Raw genomic sequence first — 17305 nt, 5'->3', positions numbered from 1 at the left:
TCGCGGGGTCGGCCGCCGCGGAGACCGGGGGTGCCTGCGGGTAACGTTGATCTGTGGCGGGCTACTCGGATCTCCTGCGCACCCCGGGCGTGGGGCGCATCATCGCCGCTCAGCTGACGGCGCGGTTCCCGAACGGCATGACGAGCCTCGCCGTGCTGCTGCACATCGAGCACGTGACGGGTTCGTACGGCGCGGCCGGCCTCGTGCTGGCGGCCGTCTCGGTCGGTCAGGCGATCGCGGGCCCCGTCACCAGTCGCTGGATGGGCATCTGGGGCATGCGCAAGGTGCTCACGATCACCCTCACGATCTGCGCGATCGCCATCACGGTGATCGCGCTGGTGCCGATGGTGCTGCCGGCGTACATCGCCCTGGGCGTGATCGCGGGTCTGTCGACACCGCCCGTGCAGTCGGCGGCGCGCACGATCTATCCGAAGCTCGTCACGTCGCGCCAGCTCACGCCGCTGTTCTCCTTGGATGCCTCGCTGCAGGAGATCATCTGGATCATCGCACCGGTGCTCATCACGTTCGTGGCCACGCAGATCGGCACCGTCGAGGCGCTCCTGCTGATCGTGGTGATCCTCGTCGCGGGCGGCGCCTGGTTCATCCTCTCCCCCGAGGTCGGCCGCGTGCGCATCCCGCGCAGCCGCCGGCGGCTCGGGCTCGTGCTCACCAAGCCGCCCGTGGTGCTGGCGACCGCTGTCGGGTTCCTCCTCATCGGCGCGTGCGCGGCGGTCGAGGCGGGCGTGGTCGCGACCTTCGACCACGGCGGGCTCGAGGCAGGTCTGGTGCTCGCGGTCTTCTCGATCGGGAGCCTCGCGGGCGGACTCGGCTTCGGACACCTCCCGATCGGCCCCTGGGCGATGGCCCGGCGCATGGCGATCGTGGCCGCCGGCCTCGCGCTCACCATGATCTCGCTCGACGTGTGGTGGCTCGGCGGCACCCTCTTCCTCGCCGGCATCGGCATCGCGCCGGCGTTCGCCGTGATGTTCGCCATGACCTCGGTGAGCGTGAAGTTCAGCGAGACCGCCGAGGCCTACGGGTGGATCGGCACCGGCCAGCTCATCGGGGCCGCGGCGGGCTCGGCCGTGGCCGGGTTCCTCATCGACGGGGTGGGCGCCTCGGGCGCGTACGTCGCGGCCACCGCCTTCGCGGTCGCCGCGCTCATCGTGTCGGCCGTGTTCGTGCGCGGATTCCCCGATCTGCGCGGCCGCGACGCGAGCCCCATCCCCGACACGGAGCCCGTGCAGACCATCACCTGACCGCCCTCAGCGGACGCCGCCCGACCCTTCTCAGCTGAGTCGCCGCAGCACCTCGCACAGTGCGAGCGCGTACGCGTCGGCAGGCTCCGGATGCTCGAACACGAGCCGTTCGCCGCTGCGCAGAACGATCTCGACCTCGTAGGCATCGGGCAGGCGCCGAAGCGCCCGGAACGAGCCCTGCAGGAGCTCTCGCAGCTGGTGCTCGTGCGGCAGCCAGACCGCGTCTTCGGTCGCGACCGAGTCGAGGGCCCACTCGGTGGTCCCGTTGAAGGCGAGGATGCGCCCCGTCGGGTACTCCCGCGGCTCCACCGTCATCTCGCTCACCGTGAACACGTCGGCGTCGAACTCCGGCTCGTCCAGCTGGAACCGATCCCCGGATCGTGGATGCCACACCAGGCCGGCATCCCGCAGGGCACGCGCCAGGTCCGTGGAGATCATGCCCCCATCATGCCGCGCGAGGGACGGGGATGCCGCTCCCGGCCGTCAGCCGGCGATCACGGGGTGCTGCACCTGCGCTGTGACATCGAGGGTCACGTCCAGGAAGTCGGGGATGACCGTGAGCAGGTCCGCGGCGAGATCGTCGGTGGACGGCACGGTGCCGTCCGAGGTCGCCACCGCCACGACGGCGGTCGTGCCGGTCCAGGTGATGCCGCCCACGCTCCCCGTCGGGTCGGCCTCCAGCCAGTCGATCGTGGTATCGCGGATCACGTTCGTCCAGTGCGTGAGCGCCACCGTCACGACGGTGTTCAGCGCGAGGGGGATGACGATGATCACCGACAGCACGGCGACGATCGTGTACGCGCGCCGCCGGTTGGCGAAGCGCGAGGACTCCTCCCCGCGGGCGTAGCCGGCGAGCGTGAACACGATGCTGCCGGCGATGACGAGCGAGACCACGTTCGAGGCGAACAGCAGGAACGCGCCGATCGCGGCATCCCACGCACCCTGCCCGGCGCACACCCCCACCACGCCCAGCGGCGGCACGAGCGAGATCGATATCGCGACGCCGGGGAGCACGGCGCTGAGGTCTTTGCGGCACATGGCGAAGGCGCCCGCGGTGCCGGTCGCGAGAGCCGCGAGCAGATCGAGCAGCTGGGGCGAGGTGCGCCCGGTGATCTGCGAGTTCGTCTCGATCTCGGAGGGATCGGAGATGAACGCCGACAGCAGGAATCCGGTGGCCACCACGATGACGAGCCCCACGAGCACCCAGAGGAACGAGCGCGCGATGAGGCTGCGGCTGCCGGTCACCAGCCCCGCGGCGATCCCGAGGATCGGCGTGCCGAGCGGGGCGATGATCATCGCCCCGATGACCGTCGCGGTCGAGTCGGAGAGCACGCCCGCCACGGCGATGATGCCCGAGAGCACGAGCATGATGAAGAACCCGCTGCGTTTTCCCACGACATCGCCCCGCGAGAGGTCGAGCAGATCGAGCAGGTCGGCCGGAGACTGGCGCTGCGATCGCGGGATCAGCAGGCGCGTGAAGCGGGACATGCGCACATCTTCGCGCACGCGCGCACCCGCGCGCGTGCGCGAAGCCGCGGCGCGCCGATCGCGGGACAATGGGCGGCATGGATGCTGCCTTCGACCCCGCGGTCCACCTGCCCGACGACCTGCTCGGGCGCATCCGAGAGCGCGCGGCCGGGCACGACCGCGACAACACGTTCCCGCACGACGACCTCGACGATCTGGCTGCCGCGGGCTATCTCGCGATCCTCGTGCCCTCCGAGCTCGGCGGGGCCGGCCTGACCCTCGCACAGGCCGCGCTCCTGCAGCAGCGACTGGCCACCGCGGCGCCGGCGACGGCGCTCGCGATCAACATGCACCTGGTGTGGACCGGCGTCGCCCGCGTGCTGGCCGCGCGCGGCATCCCGTCCCTCCGCTTCGTGCAGGAGGGGGCTGCGGCCGGCGAGATCTTCGCGTTCGGGATCAGCGAGGCCGGCAACGACCTCGTGCTGTTCGGCAGCGACACGGATGCCGCGCCCCTCGCCGACGGCGGCTACGCGTTCACCGGCACGAAGATCTTCACCTCGCTCGCGCCCGTATGGACGCAGCTGGGCCTGCACGGTCTGGACACGACCTCGGACGACGGACCGCAGATGGTCTACGCGTTCGTGCCGCGCAGCGATGCGGTGCGCACGCGCGACGACTGGGACACGCTCGGCATGCGCGGTACGCAGTCGCGCACGACGGAGCTGCACGGCGCGGTGGCACCCGCCGACCGCATCGTGCGGCGCATCGCCCCCGGCCCGAACCCCGACGCGATCGTGTTCGGCATCTTCAGCGTCTTCGAGCTGCTCCTGGCCTCGGTGTACACCGGCATCGCGCGGCGCGCCCTGGAGGTCGCGGTGGAGACAGCCGGCCGACGCACCTCGAAGAAGACCGGCCTCGCGTACGCTCAGGACCCCGACATCCGCTGGAGGATCGCCGACATGGCCCTCGTCTACGACGCCCTGCCGCCGCAGATCTCCGCGCTGTGCGACGACGTCGACGGGCTGGTCGACCACGGTCCGCGGTGGTTCACGCTGCTGTCGGGGGTCAAGCACCGCGCCGTCACGATGGCCAAGAGCGTGGTCGACGACGCGATGCTCGTCGCCGGCGGATCGTCGTACTTCGCCGCCGGCGAACTGCAGCGGCTGTACCGCGACGTGCTGGCCGGGATGTTCCACCCCTCCGACCCGGAATCGGCGCACGCGACGGCGGCGACCGCGTGGCTCGGCCCCGTGGAGGCGTGACCGTGTCCGGCGCACGCACCACGGCCCCGGCGCTGCTGAGCCCCGCCGACCAGGAGCGGCGCCGGGGACTGCGGCGCATGAAGGCGGTGGCGCTCGGGGCGCTGCTGCTCATGGCGGCGGTGTTCGCGGTGTCGTTCGCCTTCCAGACGGAGGTGCCGGCGCTCGCGTACGTGCGGGCGGCGGCCGAGGGCGGCATGGTCGGGGCACTGGCCGACTGGTTCGCCGTGACGGCGCTGTTCCGGCATCCCCTGGGCATCCCCATCCCCCACACCGCGATCATCCCGACCCGCAAGGACGAGATCGGCCGCACCCTCGGCGAGTTCGTCGAGACGGAGTTCCTGCGCGGCGACGTGGTGCGCGCCAAGCTCGAGACCGCGGGCATCTCCGTGCGACTCGGCGAGTGGCTGGCCGACCCCGCCCCGGGCCCATCGGGCATCACCCACGCCGAGCGGGTCAGCGGCGAAGGGGCGGCGCTGGCCGCCGGCGTGCTGCGCGCGCTCAGCGACGACGACGTGCAGGACGTCATCGAAGACCTCGCGCGCGAGCATCTCATCGCGCCGGAGTGGTCGCCTCCGCTGGGGGCATGGCTCTCGCGCATCGTGGAGGCCGGCGCCCATCACGGCGCCGTGGACATGGGGATCGACAGCATCGGCACCTGGCTGGCGGCCAACCCCGCCGCCTTCAGCGGCCTGGTCTCGCGCCGCCTGCCCGCGTGGGTGCCCTCGATCGCGCAGCGTCTGGTCGATGAGACCGTCTACAACGAGGCCGTCAAGTTCGTCGCGGCCGTCCAGGCCGACCCGCGCCATCCCGCCCGCCTCGCCATCGACGCGTACCTCTCCCGGCTGGCCGGCAGCATGCAGCACGATCCGGCGACCATCGGCCGGTTCGAAGACGCGAAGATCGCCGTGTTCGACAGCCCCCGCGTGCGGGAGCTGGCCGCCCAGGCCTGGGGGGCGGCCAAGACCGGACTGCTCTCCGCGCTCGATGACCCGCAGAGCGGACTGCGCCGGCGCGCGGCGGCGGCGCTCGCCGAGATCGGCGAGAGGCTGACAGTGGATGCCGCGCTGCAGCGCCGACTGGACACCTGGGTCGTCGACGCCGCCGTGTTCGCGGTCGATCGCTATCGCCACGACATCGCGTCGATCATCACCGACACGGTGGAGCGGTGGGATCCGGAGGAGACGAGCGAGAAGATCGAGCTCATGGTGGGGCGCGATCTGCAGTACATCCGCCTCAACGGCACCATCGTGGGAGCGCTTGCCGGCGTCGCGATCTTCTCGATCGCGCACGCGCTCCTCGGTTGACCCTCGCTCCGGCGCGCGCAGACGGCTACTCTGATCGCGTGGCAGGCGCGGATGAGCTCCTCTTCAGTTACGGCACATTCCTGCACCCCGAGGTGCAGCTCGACACGTTCGGACGACTGCTCGACGGCGAGGACGACGCCCTCCCCGGGTTCACGGTCGACTACGCCGAGATCCAGGACGACCGCATGGCCGCCCTGTCGGGACTGTCCGTGCAGCCGCTCGTGCGTGCCACGGGCGATCGGCTCGACAAGGTCACCGGGCGGGCGCTCCTGGTGACCGAGGACGAGCTCGACGCCTGCGACGAGTACCAGGCGGGCATGTACCGACGAACCACCGTGACGCTCGCCAGCGGACGCCCCGCCTGGGTGTACGTCACCGACGCACCCGCCGGCGGGGCGGACTGAGGCACGGGAGGGACGACACGATGATCCGACTCGTGCTGGTGCGGCACGCCAAGTCCGACTGGGGCGACCGCCTGCTCGACGACCACGACCGGCCGCTGAACCCGCGCGGCGAGCGCGACGCGCCCCGCATGGCGCAACTGCTCGCCGACACCGGGTTCCGGCCCGATGCGATCCTGTCGAGCACCGCGGTGCGCGCGCGCACGACCGCCGCCGCCTTCGGCGAGGCCCTCGGGGTGGCGGTCGACCTCGATCCCGACCTCTACGGAGCGCCCGCCAGTGCGCTGCTGGCCGCTGCGGCGGGGTCGGGCGCGACCGCGGTGGTCGTCGTCGCCCATGATCCGGGCATGAGCGTGCTCGCCGGCCGCCTCTCCGGCGACGAGATCGCCCACATGCCCACGTGCGCGGTCGCCACCTTCACGTGGGACTCCGACGACTGGGATGTCGCGACGGCGCTGGACCCCGACGACTGGACCTTCGACACGCCGCGCTGAGCGGCGCGATCGGGTGGCTCAGAGCCAGCCGCGGCGCACGGCCGCGACCCCCAGCTGGAGTCGTGTGTCGACATCGGCGCGGTCCATCAGCTCGCGCACGCGCCGCTGCACCGTGCGCACCGAGGTGCCGGTGCGCACGCCGATCGCCTTGTCCGTGAGCCCGGCATCCAGCAGCGAGAGCACCTCGCGCTCCTCGTCGTCGAGCTCCACCTCGGCGAGGGTGCCGTCGGCGGTGGCGACCAGGTGCGAGGCGGCGAGCCACGTGCGCTCGAACAGCGCGATGGCCAGGCCCACGAGACCGCCCGCGTGCAGCAGCAGCGCGCCGCCGGACTGATCTTCGCCCTGCGCGGCCAGCGGGACCATCGCGATCGCGCGGTCCACAACGAGCATGCGCGTGGGAAGCTCGCCCGCCACGCGCACGTCCAGCCCCGCCGCGATCGCCTCCCGGGCCGCATCGATGACGCCGGGCGCTTCCAGGCGAGAGCGCTCGAGCACCCACCGGTAGCGCACACCGCGGGCGACGGCGAGCTCCTCCTCGACGTTGGCGTCGCGGTCGACGGCGACCGCGTCGCCCTTGACGAACAGCAGCACCTCGCTGCGGGCGCTGCGCTGCAGCTGGTTGAAGCGCTGGCCCACAGCCTCGGTGCCGCGCACGACGTCGACGACGTCGGCCTCGCCGGCACCCGCGTCGCGATAGAGCTGCTCGAGCAGGAGCATCTCGGTCTCTGCTTGGCGCAGCCGATCCTCGTGCTCGAGGATCAGCGCGCCGAGCGCGACGTCGGGGGGCGACGCGGCGAACTCGTCGTCACCGGCCCCGTCGCGTGAGACCAGTCCGCGGGAGGCCAGCGCCGCCAGCGCGGCCGAGATCTCGGCGGTGCGAAGGCCCAGGTCGGCGGCGATGCGCGTCGGCGTGGTCGCTCGGTGCCGCACGAGGTACTCGTACACACGATGCTCGACGACGCCGAGGCCCAGCACTTCCAGTCCCATCACACCCTCCACTCTCTCCGCCGGCTGGGGGGCCGGCCGCCGGATCCGGCGACGAGAAGTAGTCATGTCGTATTTACGTCAGCGTACCCCCAGGGGGCAAATGGCACAGTTATGCCAGGAACCATCCCCGCTCCCTCTGACGAAGGTGATCCACCATGGCCAACCCCACCCCCCCGCGCAGCTTCCGCGCCCGGGCGTCCGTGTGCACGGCGGTCAGCGCCGTGCTGGTCGGCGCGCTCCTGGTGCCGACCCCCGCGCTGGCGGCGCCCGCGCTCGGCGCCGACGACGTGCTGAACGTCACCACCCCCGCCGAGCGGCAGGCACTCGCCGCCGCGATCGAGCTCACGTCGCCGGACGAGGTGCACGTCGCCGACGGCGTCGACCTCGACGCCGCCGAGGCCCGCGCGGTGGTCGTGGTGCTGCGCCAGCCGGTCGCCGCGACGGCACGCGCTCTGGCGTCCGCTCAGGGCGAGACGCTCTCGCAGGCCGACGCCGAGAAGGCGGTGAAGGCCTCGCAGAAGCGCTTCGAGAAGCACCTGGGCGCCCAGGGCGTCGCGAAGGGGATCACCGAGCGCTACACGTCCGCGATCAACGCGGTCGCCCTGTCGGCCACCGGAGCCCAGATCACCGCGCTGCTCGACTCGCCCGACGTCGCGTCGGTGTGGCCGAACGAGATCTTCGAACTCAACCTGCCCGACGCCGAGGGCGACGGCGAGTCGGGTCTCACCGGCGGCGGCGTCACGTACGACGAGGTCGCCGCCCTGCATGCGGCGGGCATCACCGGCGAAGGCGTGAAGATCGGCGTCCTCGACACGGGCATCGACTACCACCACCCGGCGCTGGCCGACGTCTACCGCGGCGGCTACGACGCCGTCGACGGCGACGACGACCCGATGGAGACCACCTACGCGGACTGGAAGGGCTCCGGCCGCGTCGAGAAGGTCAACGGCTCGCCGTACTACACCAGCCACGGCACGCACGTCGCGGGCATCATCGCCGGACAGGACGACACCTTCGGCGGGCGCACCGCCTGGGGCGTCGCCCCCGACGCCGAGATCTACGGCTACCGCGTGCTCGGTCCGTACGGCAGCGGTTCGACCGCCGACATCCTCGAGGGCATGGACCGCGCACTGCAGGACGGCATGGATGTCGTCAACATGTCGCTCGGCGGCTCGTACAACGACCACCGCTCCCCCCTGAGCGTGGCCGCCGACAACCTCACGCTCGCCGGCGTCACCACCGTCATCGCGGCCGGGAACGACGGCGACCTGGGCGCAGCCACCCTCGGCTCGCCTGGCACCTCGGCCCTCGCGATCACCGTGGGCGCCAACGACAGCCCGCTGAAGCTCGCGACCACGACCGCGGCCGTCGGCGCGGCATCCGGCGATCTGCGCCTCATCTCGCAGCAGCGCGCCGCCTCCTCGGTGAGCGCCCTCGCCGGCAAGACCTACCGCCTCGTCGACGTGGGCCCGGGCAACTCGTCGGGCTACATCGGCAAGAACCCCACCGGGGCGATCGTGCTGATCCAGCGCGGCACGGCCACCTTCACCGACATGGCGACCTACGCCAAGACGCGCGGCGCGGCAGGCGCGATCGTGGTGAACAACCGCCCCGAGGGCCCCATCGACGTCTTCCTCGGCGAGAGCGACTCCTACGCCGTCATGTTCGGCGTGGATGCCACGCAGGGCGCGGCGCTGCGCGCGGCCCTCACCGCGGGCGCGACCGAGGTCACCTTCGGCACGCTCGGCACCGTCACCACCGACGCCGACAACCTGGCGAGCTTCAGCTCGCGCGGCCCGGCCAACGGCACCACCGACATCAAGCCCGAGATCACCGCCCCCGGCGTCTCGGTGATGTCGAGCGTTCCCACGTGGGACATCGACCCGAAGGCCACCGACTTCCCCTACACCGACGCGTACGCCCGCAAGTCGGGCACCTCGATGGCGACGCCGTTCGTGGCGGGCCTGGCTGGTCTCATGCTCGGCGCCGAGCCGACGCTCGCCCCCGCCGACGTGAAGACCCGCCTCATGAACACCGCCGACGACCTGAACGACGCCTCCGGCGTGTTCGAGTCCGGCGCCGGTCAGGTCGACCCGCGCCAGGCGGTGCGCGGCACCGCCGACGCACAGGTGCTCGACGAGCTGTGGGTGCCGGAGCACCGCGGCCAGACCACCGTCATCGACGACATCACCGGTGCACTGTCGCTGGGCATGCTGCCCTCGACCGAGGCATCCACCGTCACCCGCACCGTGGAGATCACGAACCGCTCGACGAAGTCGGCCACCTACACCCTCGCCATCGACACGGACAACGGCGCCGGCACGGCCGACTTCGCCGCCTCGGGCGCGAAGGTCGCCTTCGACAAGACGGTCAAGGTGAGCGCAGGCTCCACCAAGAAGGTCAAGGTCACCCTGACCCTGCCCGCCGGTGCGGCAGACGGCACCTACGGCGCGTTCATCACGGTCGCTCAGTCGGGCGAGGAGGCGCTGCGCCTGCCGCTGGGCTTCCGCGTCGACGACCTCGAGCTGTTCGACTTCACGATGCTCAAGCCCGTCATGACGACCGGCACCGACGTGTACGACCCGGCGCTGAAGTTCTCGGCCGGCGTCACCACGCCCACGCGCACGCTCGACCTGTTCCTGGTGGATGCCGCGACCGGTGCCGACATCGGCTATCTCGGCGGCATCGACCCGTCGCTCATGAAGGACGGTCTGCGCTACGGCCCGTTCGCGTGGTACGGCCAGTACCTGCCGCTGACCGGCGACAAGAACCTGCCGATCAGCCACAAGGCGGTCACCGTCGAGCCGGGCCTGCACACGCTGCGCGTGGTCGCGACCGACGACAGCGGCAGCACCTCGGAGCGCACCGCCGACTTCTACGTCGACAACACGGCACCGGTGTTCGCCACGAACTTCGGCGAGGGCGCCATCACGGGCGCCGACAGCGTGCACGAGTTCACCAACGGCCAGTCGTCGTTCGCACTGTCGGGAACGCTCATCGACGGCGACGTGGAGGCGATCCGCGCGGCCGGGATCGACATCGACCAGTCCGACAACCGCATCCAGCTGTTCTCGGCGACGATCAACCCGACCAAGACGATCTCCGCCGCGGCCGACGGGACCTTCGCCACCCCGGTGAACCTGCTGGCGAGCCCCGTGCAGTCGCACCGCTTCCTCGGGATGGATGCCGCGGGCAACCTCGGCGACCGCGTCGAGACCTGGTGGTTCCGCGACACGCAGCCCTACGTCGTCGGCAGCGCCGACAAGAAGGCGGCGCGCGTGGGCGAGTCGGTCATCACGTCCTTCTCGACCAGCAACGCCGCGCAGTTCGCCACGATGCGGATCGAGGTGCTCTACAACCCGCGGGATGCCGAGAACATCCGCGTCGCCGCCCAGGAGGCGTTCGCCGAGTACGGCAGCCTCTCCGGTGAGCCGACGATCACCACCGTGAACGCGAGCACCTCGCGCTGGAGCCAGTCGATCGTGTTCGACGGCCAGAGCGAGTACACGGGCGACGGACTGCCGCTGGTCGACATCGCGTACGACGTGCCGGCGACCATCGCCGCCGAGAACACCGGCTTCCTCACGGTGAGCACCTTCGTCACGAACACCGCCGGACGCGGCATCCAGATGCAGCGCACGTTCGACACGGTGCAGGCCATCCGCCCGCACGGCATCGCGGCGGGCGGCTTCTACGCCCAGGGCCTGTTCACCCCCGCCGGTCAGCCGAACAGCGCGCTCGACCACTCGGCGGTCGGTGCGAAGGCCACGCTCACCTCGAGCGCGGGCGAAGTCGTCGGCATGACGATCGGCACGGACGGCGCACTGTCGAACCACGCGGTGCCGCTGTCGGAGGACGACTGGATGCTGCGCGTCGAGATCCCGGGTCACCTCGCCTGGAACCAGCCGCTGGCGCTGTCGACCATGGCGGCCGACGGCAAGCCCGCCGGGGCGATCGTGAGCTTCAGCGCACAGCTGGCCGCGGGCGACGTGAACGGCGACGACGTGGTCGACATCCTCGACGCGGTCGCCATCCGCGACGCCAAGGGCACCGCCGACCGCGCCGCCGACATCAACGCCGACGGCACGGTGGATGCGGTCGACCTCGCGTTCGTGGAGCTCAACTTCCTCGCGCGCAACCACACGGCCGATACCGTGCCCACCCCGAAGGTGAAGCACAAGGGCGTCACGCTCGACCAGGTGCTGGCGGCCTTCGCCGGCTGATCCAGCGCTGACGGAAGAGGCCCGGGCATCGCCCGGGCCTCTTCTGCGTCACGGCGCTCTGCTCAGTCGACCTTCGCTATCGTTCCGCCGGTGAGGTGCACGAGCTCGTCGTAGGTGAGCGGGAAGACGGTGTGCGGCGTGCCCCCGGCGGCCCAGATCTCGTCGTAGCGGGCGAGGTCCTCGTCGACGACGGTGGTCAGCGGCGCCGGATGCCCCGTCGGGGCGACGCCGCCGATCGCCTGACCGGTCGCCTGGCGCACCTGCTCGGCCGTCGCCCGCACGATCGAGCCGCGGCCCAGCCGCCGCGCGAGCGCCGCCGTGTCGACGCGGTGGGCGCCGCTGGTCATGACCAGCAGCGGCTCGCCGTCCGACCAGAACACGAGGCTGTTGGCGATCGCGCCTACCTCGATGCCGAGCGCCGCGGCGGCGAGTGCGGCGGTCGAGGCGGCATCCGGCAGGACGACGATCTCCCCGGTGATGCCCGCATCGCGGAGCGAGTCGTGGACGAGGCGGCTGCGAGGGTGGAGGTGTGCGGTCACGCCGACCACGATATCGGCGGGACCTCCGACTGTTGTCGGCGAGCGCCGCCCCGGCCAGGCTGGCAAACGTGGACAAGCTGCTCACGGCGCTCCGGCGCTATCCCGTGATCCCGCTCACCGTCGCGGTCGGCATCGTCGTGCTGTGGCTGGAGGCGGCCGGATCTCCCGGCGCGGCCCGCTGGATCGCGATCGGGTATGTCGGCGCCTTCGTCGTGTGGACGATCGCCGGCATGGTGCGCGATGTTCTGCGCGGGCATGTCGGGCTGGACGTGCTCGCCATCGTGGCGATGGTGGCGACCATCGCCGTGGGCGAGTACCTGGCCTCCCTCATCATCGTGCTCATGCTCTCGGGCGGTGAGGCCCTGGAGGACTACGCGGGCCGCCGGGCGCGGCGGGAGCTGACCGCCCTGCTCGACCGCTCGCCGCGCGTCGCCCATGTCGTCTCGGAGGTGCGGGGCGCAGACGGGTTCGGCGCCGAATCGCGCGACGTGCCCGCCGACGATGTCGAGGTGGGCGATGTGCTCCTCGTCCGTCCCGCCGAGGTGGTGCCGGTCGACGGCGTGCTGCTCACCGACACCGCGTCGTTCGACGAATCCTCGATCACCGGGGAGAGCCTGCCGGTGACGCGGACCACGGGAGAGGAGGTGCTCTCGGGAGCCGTCAACGGCACCGTCGCGGTGCATCTTCGCGCCGTCCGCCGCAGCGCCGACAGCCAGTACCAGCAGATCGTCTCGCTCGTGCGCGAGGCCCAGGACTCGCGCGCCCCAGTCGTGCGCCTCGCCGACCGCTTCGCGATCCCGTTCACCGCCGTGTCCCTCGCGATCGCCGGGGCCGCCTGGGCGATCTCGGGCGACCCGGTGCGCTTCGCCGAGGTGCTCGTGCTGGCGACGCCCTGCCCGCTGCTGATCGCCGCCCCGGTCGCCTTCCTCAGCGGGCTCTCGCGCGCGGCGAAGGCCGGGGTGATCGTGAAAGGCGGCGCCGTCATCGAGCAGCTGGCGCGCGTGCGGGCGGCGGCCTTCGACAAGACCGGCACTCTCACGGCGGGGCGTCCCGCGCTGGTCGAGGCGCGGCCCGCCCCCGGATTCGCCGCGGACGACGTGCTCTCCTGGGCCGCCGCCGCCGAGCAGTACTCCAGCCACGTCTTCGCCGACGGCATCCGCCGCGCCGCGGCCGAGCGCGGTCTCGGGCTGCTGACCGCGACCGAGGCCGAGGAATCGGCCACCAACGGCGTCACCGCGCGGATCGAGGGGCGCACCGTCGTGGTCGGCAAGCCCGCCTTCGTCGCCTCCCTCGCCCCCGCACTCGAGCGCACCCCGCTCTCGCCCGGGCAGGCCGCGGCGTACGTCGCGATCGACGGGCGCTTCGCGGGCGCCCTCGTGCTGGCCGACGCCGTGCGCCCCGAGGCGGCCGCGGTGACGCGCTGGCTGCGGGCGAACGGCGTGGAGCGCATGGTGATGCTCACCGGCGACGCCCGCCCGACGGCCGAGGCCGTCGCGCGCCTCGTGGGCGTCGACGAGGTGCATGCCGAGCTGCTGCCGGCGCAGAAGGTGACCCTGGCGGCCCAGCTGACCCCCCGCCCGGTGCTGATGGTCGGCGACGGTGTGAACGACGCCCCCGTGCTGGCGGCCGCCGACGTCGGCATCGCCATGGGCGCCAAGGGCGCGACCGCGGCGGGCGACGCGGCGGCGGCGGTGATCCTGACGGACTCGATCGCCAAGGTCGCCGAGGCGGTCTCGATCAGCAGGCACACCCTGCGCGTCGCGTTCGCGGCGATCTGGATCGGCATCGGCCTGAGCCTGGGGCTGATGCTCGTCGCCGCCACCGGTCTCATCCCCGCCGTCGCCGGCGCCCTCATCCAGGAGTTCGTGGATCTGGCGGCCATCCTCGCCGCGCTCCGGGCGCTGACCGGGCCGGCCGTCGACCTCCCCGCCGCGTCGGAGCTGACCCGCGGCGCGGACGAGACGGTGCCCGTCGGCGACCGCGCCGAGTGAGCGTGAGGCACAATGGTGAATGGATGCCGCACAACCGTGGCCTCCGCACGAGCGCACAGCCCACAAGGCCGGCCGAAGGAAAGACTGCGATGACGCACACCCTGCCCCTGCCCGATTTCACCCACGAACGCGTGGAGGTGATCACCGGCCGCAGGAGCGGCCTGTTCATCACCGTCGCACTGCACTCCTCGGTGCTCGGCTCCGCGCTCGGCGGCGCCCGCCTGTGGACCTACCCGCACTGGAGCGACGCCCTCGGCGACGCGCTGCGACTGTCGGCCGCGATGACGCTGAAGAACGCGGCGGCGGGTCTGGATGCCGGCGGCGGAAAGTCCGTCATCGCCCTCCCCGAGGGCACCGTGCTCGACGCGGAGCGCCGCCGGGCTGCCTTCCTCGACCTCGGCGACGCGGTCGAATCGCTCCACGGCCTGTACCGCACCGCCGAAGACGTCGGCTCGACCACCGACGACATGCTGGTGGTGAGCGAGCGCACCGAGCACGTGGTCGGACTCCCCGACGCGGTCGGAGGCTCGGGCGAGCCGGCCGGCCCGACGAGCCTCGGCGTGTACGAGTCGCTGCGCGCGACGCTCGAGCGCGTCGCCGGCTCGGCTGAGGTCGCGGGGCGGCGCATCACGATCTCCGGGCTCGGCCAGGTGGGCAGCCGCCTCGCCGTGCGGCTGGCCGCCGAGGGCGCCGCGCTGACGGTCACCGACGTCAACCCCGCCAAGCGCGACCTCGCGGCAGAGCTCGGCGCCGCCTGGGTGAGCCCCGGCGAGGAGCACCTGGTCGCCTCCGACGTGTTCGTTCCGGCGGGAATCGGGGGCCTCCTCACCGACGAGGTCATCGACGACCTCGACACCAAGGCCGTCTGCGGGCCCGCCAACAACCCGCTCGCCGCCCGCAGCGGCGCCGACCGCCTCGCCGCCCGCGGCATCCTCTACGCTCCCGACTTCGTGGTGAACGCCGGCGGCGTGATCTACCTCGACCTCGAGGCCAAGAAGCTCGGCACCCGCGCCGAGATCATGGCGCGCGTGGGCGGCATCGGCGACACCGTGCGCCGCATCTTCGACGAGGCCGACAGCCGCGGTGTGACGCCGCTCGTCGCCGCCGAGGCTCTTGCCGCGTCGCGCCTGGCGACCCGCGAGGCGTCGGGCGCCGACCGCGGCGCCGACGCCGGCACTCCGGCGCTGGCCGGCTGACCCGCGACGGTGCGGGTCGCGCGGCTCAGGTCAGCGCGACCCGCACCGGCCGGTGCGCGGCGGCCGCGTGCAGGGCGGTCGCCGTCGGCGCGCCCGCGCACACGAGCACGGGCGCGTCGGCGGCCAGCGGAAGGATCTCCACCCGCAGCGCAGCCGCGCCGGCACGCTCGGCCGGGCCGATGCGCCACGGGCGCCCGCAGTACACGGCGTCCGAGACGAGGCGATCGCCGTCCCACGCGCGGGCGAGGTCGCCCTCCCACTCGATCACCACCGTCTCGTCGGCGGCGAGATCGGCCACCTCGAGCACCGCTTCGGCCGCCGCCGACCACTCCCGCGGAATCGAGGCGCGCCCGTTGCCGGCGGTGCGCCAGGCGGGGGCGCCGCCGGCCGGGCGCGACGCGCGCACCGCGATCGGCCGCGACGGCGCGGCATCCACCGTTCCCGCGACACGCCACCCCTCGTCATCGAGGACCCGCACACTCCCGGCCGTCCACAGCACCGCTTCGCCGTGCGCGACGACACCCGCGGCGAGCACGAGGCGCCCCGCCTCGATCGCCGCGGTGAGGCTCTCCTCCTCCTCGAGCACGAGCAGGTGCGCGACCGCGGCGCCGTCGCGACGCACCTGCCACCACCGTCCGGGTCCGGCCTGCGCCAGCGGCTCGGCCGAGGCGTCGCCGTCCACCGCGAAGCGCGCCTCGACGCCGGGGGTCGCTGCGAGCACGAGCAGCGGCATCCCCCGCCACTGCACCTCGGTCACCGCCTGGGCCGTCGCCCACGCGATCGTCACCGCTCCCAGCGGCAGCCCGAACGGCCACGCGAAGGCCGTCTCAGCGGGGACGTCGACGACGGGGAATTCGATCGGTCCCGCCGGCAGATCGAGATGGATGCCGGCCCCGGCGCGCGCGGACAGCACGACGCCCGGCTGCCGATTGGCGACGAACACGAAGCCCCCCGCACCGTCGGAGCGCACCGACCACCGGAGCGCATCGGCGTCGCCGAGCGTCGCGGGGAAGACCGCCGGCATCGCCGCCACCGCGCTCCCCCACCGCTCGAGCATGAGGTGCTGCCGCCGCAGCCGGAACCAGCTCTCGCGCGGCATCCCGTCGACGGTCAGCGGCGCCCCGAAATCGTAGGACAGCTCCATGAAATCGTTCGGCTCGCCGAGCGCGTGCGACTCCTGCAGGCCACGGCGCGGATTGCGGCCGTCGGCGTACATGTAATACCCCTGCCACACGCTCCCCGAGGCGAGCTTGGCCAGCGCGAGGGCCTCGATATCGCGGGCGCCGACGTCGGGACGGCGGTGATAGGCGCTGATCATGCCCCCGCCGAGCTCGCACGTCACGAACGGCTGCGCGCCGCTCGTTCCGACGGCGGCCCCTGCGGCATCCACCTCGCCGCGATGGTCCGCGCCGATGCCGTCGTCATCGCGCACGGGCGAGGGGGTGAAGTTGCTCTCGCTGCGCAGATCCCGCAGCTCGCCCGCCTCGATCCAGAAGGAGTCGGGGTATCCGCCGTAGACGCCGAGGATCCCCTCCGGCACCGCCGCCGCGCCCCACGCCGTCGCCGTCCACAGGGGTGCGGTCAGCCCGGATTCCTCGGCGATCCGCCGCAGGCTCGCCAGGTGCTCAGGACGGTCGTACAGCTCGTTGTCCACCTGGATCGCGAACAGCGGCACTCCCGCGACCTCGGCCGCGATGGCGCGATACCAGCGCTCCGCCTGGGCGAGATAGCGCGGGTCGTCGGTGCGCACCGGCAGTCCGGACTCCACCAGCCAGTCCGGCAGGCCGCCGTGCCGGGTCTCCGCGTGGGCGTACGGTCCGATGCGCAGCACGATCCCGAGCCCCTCGGCGCGGGCGAGGTCGAGGAAGGCGCGAAGGTCGAGATCACCCTCGAACGAGGGTGCGCCGCGCTCGGGCTCATGGTGGTTCCACAGCACGTACGTGGCGACGTGGGTGACTCCGCCCGCGCGGGCCGCGGCCAGCACGGCCGGCCAACTCGCTCGGGGCACGCGGGAGAAGTGGATCTCCCCCGACACGAGAACGCGAGGGATGCCGCGCTCGGCGACGAATCGCTCGGTGACGGTCACCTCCCCGTCGCCGAGCCCTGTCGGCGCGGCGGGCGATGCGGTCGGGATCGCGAGACGAGCGAGGTCGGTCATGCAGCCTCTCCTTCGGGAATGCGC

At 72.6% G+C, this 17305-nt stretch carries 13 protein-coding genes; 8 read left to right on the top strand and 5 right to left on the bottom strand.

The window, feature by feature from the left end:
* Positions 1 to 53: 53 nt before the first annotated feature.
* The gene (locus tag HQM25_RS05550) at positions 54 to 1259 is read left to right on the top strand and encodes an MFS transporter (RefSeq protein ID WP_172989338.1); all 1206 of its coding nucleotides are present in this window, start codon (positions 54 to 56) and stop codon (positions 1257 to 1259) included.
* A gap of 30 nt (positions 1260 to 1289) precedes the next feature.
* Here the strand turns inward: HQM25_RS05550 and HQM25_RS05545 are convergent, their stop codons facing one another.
* Together HQM25_RS05545 and HQM25_RS05540 are read right to left on the bottom strand one after the other, a co-directional pair.
* Positions 1290 to 1697 carry a pilus assembly protein CpaE gene (locus HQM25_RS05545; RefSeq protein WP_172989337.1) on the bottom strand — a complete coding sequence of 136 codons (408 nt, stop codon included), beginning with the start codon at positions 1695 to 1697 and terminating at the stop codon, positions 1290 to 1292.
* A 45-nt stretch (positions 1698 to 1742) separates the two neighbouring features.
* Complete coding sequence (locus HQM25_RS05540; protein WP_172989336.1) at positions 1743 to 2747, bottom strand: TIGR00341 family protein; 1005 nt, start codon at positions 2745 to 2747, stop codon at positions 1743 to 1745.
* A gap of 77 nt (positions 2748 to 2824) precedes the next feature.
* Between HQM25_RS05540 and HQM25_RS05535 the strand changes: the two genes are divergently transcribed.
* The 4 genes from HQM25_RS05535 (at position 2825) to HQM25_RS05520 (ending at position 6187) form a co-directional block, all read left to right on the top strand.
* Positions 2825 to 3988 carry an acyl-CoA dehydrogenase family protein gene (locus tag HQM25_RS05535; RefSeq protein WP_172989335.1) on the top strand — a complete coding sequence of 388 codons (1164 nt, stop codon included), beginning with the start codon at positions 2825 to 2827 and terminating at the stop codon, positions 3986 to 3988.
* Positions 3989 to 4065: 77 nt separating this feature from the next.
* Complete coding sequence (locus HQM25_RS05530) at positions 4066 to 5292, top strand: DUF445 domain-containing protein (protein ID WP_172991526.1); 1227 nt, start codon at positions 4066 to 4068, stop codon at positions 5290 to 5292.
* A 38-nt stretch (positions 5293 to 5330) separates the two neighbouring features.
* Positions 5331 to 5696 (top strand): gamma-glutamylcyclotransferase family protein, encoded by a 366-nt coding sequence (locus tag HQM25_RS05525; protein WP_172989334.1) that lies wholly within the window; start codon positions 5331 to 5333, stop codon positions 5694 to 5696.
* A gap of 20 nt (positions 5697 to 5716) precedes the next feature.
* Positions 5717 to 6187, top strand: coding sequence for a SixA phosphatase family protein (locus tag HQM25_RS05520; RefSeq protein WP_172989333.1), 471 nt, complete (start codon positions 5717 to 5719; stop codon positions 6185 to 6187).
* Positions 6188 to 6205: 18 nt separating this feature from the next.
* Here HQM25_RS05520 and HQM25_RS05515 read toward each other — a convergent pair whose 3' ends face one another.
* Entirely contained in the window at positions 6206 to 7174 is a 969-nt protein-coding gene (locus tag HQM25_RS05515) for a helix-turn-helix transcriptional regulator (protein WP_172989332.1), read from the bottom strand.
* A gap of 155 nt (positions 7175 to 7329) precedes the next feature.
* Between HQM25_RS05515 and HQM25_RS05510 the strand changes: the two genes are divergently transcribed.
* A complete protein-coding gene (locus tag HQM25_RS05510; protein WP_172989331.1) occupies positions 7330 to 11397 on the top strand; it encodes a S8 family serine peptidase in 4068 nt (1355 codons plus the stop codon).
* A gap of 62 nt (positions 11398 to 11459) precedes the next feature.
* Here HQM25_RS05510 and HQM25_RS05505 read toward each other — a convergent pair whose 3' ends face one another.
* The gene (locus HQM25_RS05505; RefSeq protein ID WP_172989330.1) at positions 11460 to 11936 is read right to left on the bottom strand and encodes a YbaK/EbsC family protein; all 477 of its coding nucleotides are present in this window, start codon (positions 11934 to 11936) and stop codon (positions 11460 to 11462) included.
* A gap of 68 nt (positions 11937 to 12004) precedes the next feature.
* On the opposite strand from HQM25_RS05505, the gene HQM25_RS05500 reads away from it, so the two are divergent.
* Positions 12005 to 13927, top strand: coding sequence for a heavy metal translocating P-type ATPase (locus tag HQM25_RS05500; RefSeq protein ID WP_172989329.1), 1923 nt, complete (start codon positions 12005 to 12007; stop codon positions 13925 to 13927).
* Positions 13928 to 14016: 89 nt separating this feature from the next.
* The gene (locus HQM25_RS05495; protein WP_172989328.1) at positions 14017 to 15123 is read left to right on the top strand and encodes a Glu/Leu/Phe/Val dehydrogenase family protein; all 1107 of its coding nucleotides are present in this window, start codon (positions 14017 to 14019) and stop codon (positions 15121 to 15123) included.
* 25 nt (positions 15124 to 15148) lie between these two features.
* Here the strand turns inward: HQM25_RS05495 and HQM25_RS05490 are convergent, their stop codons facing one another.
* The gene (locus tag HQM25_RS05490; RefSeq protein WP_172989327.1) at positions 15149 to 17281 is read right to left on the bottom strand and encodes a beta-galactosidase; all 2133 of its coding nucleotides are present in this window, start codon (positions 17279 to 17281) and stop codon (positions 15149 to 15151) included.
* Between the last annotated feature and the right edge of the window lie 24 nt (positions 17282 to 17305).

It is taken from the genome of Microbacterium hominis (assembly GCF_013282805.1).
GTDB classification, from domain to species: Bacteria; Actinomycetota; Actinomycetes; order Actinomycetales; family Microbacteriaceae; genus Microbacterium; species Microbacterium hominis_B.
The sequence above is the reverse complement of the archived record's forward strand: the minus strand, read 5'-3'. Positions and strand labels throughout refer to the sequence as shown.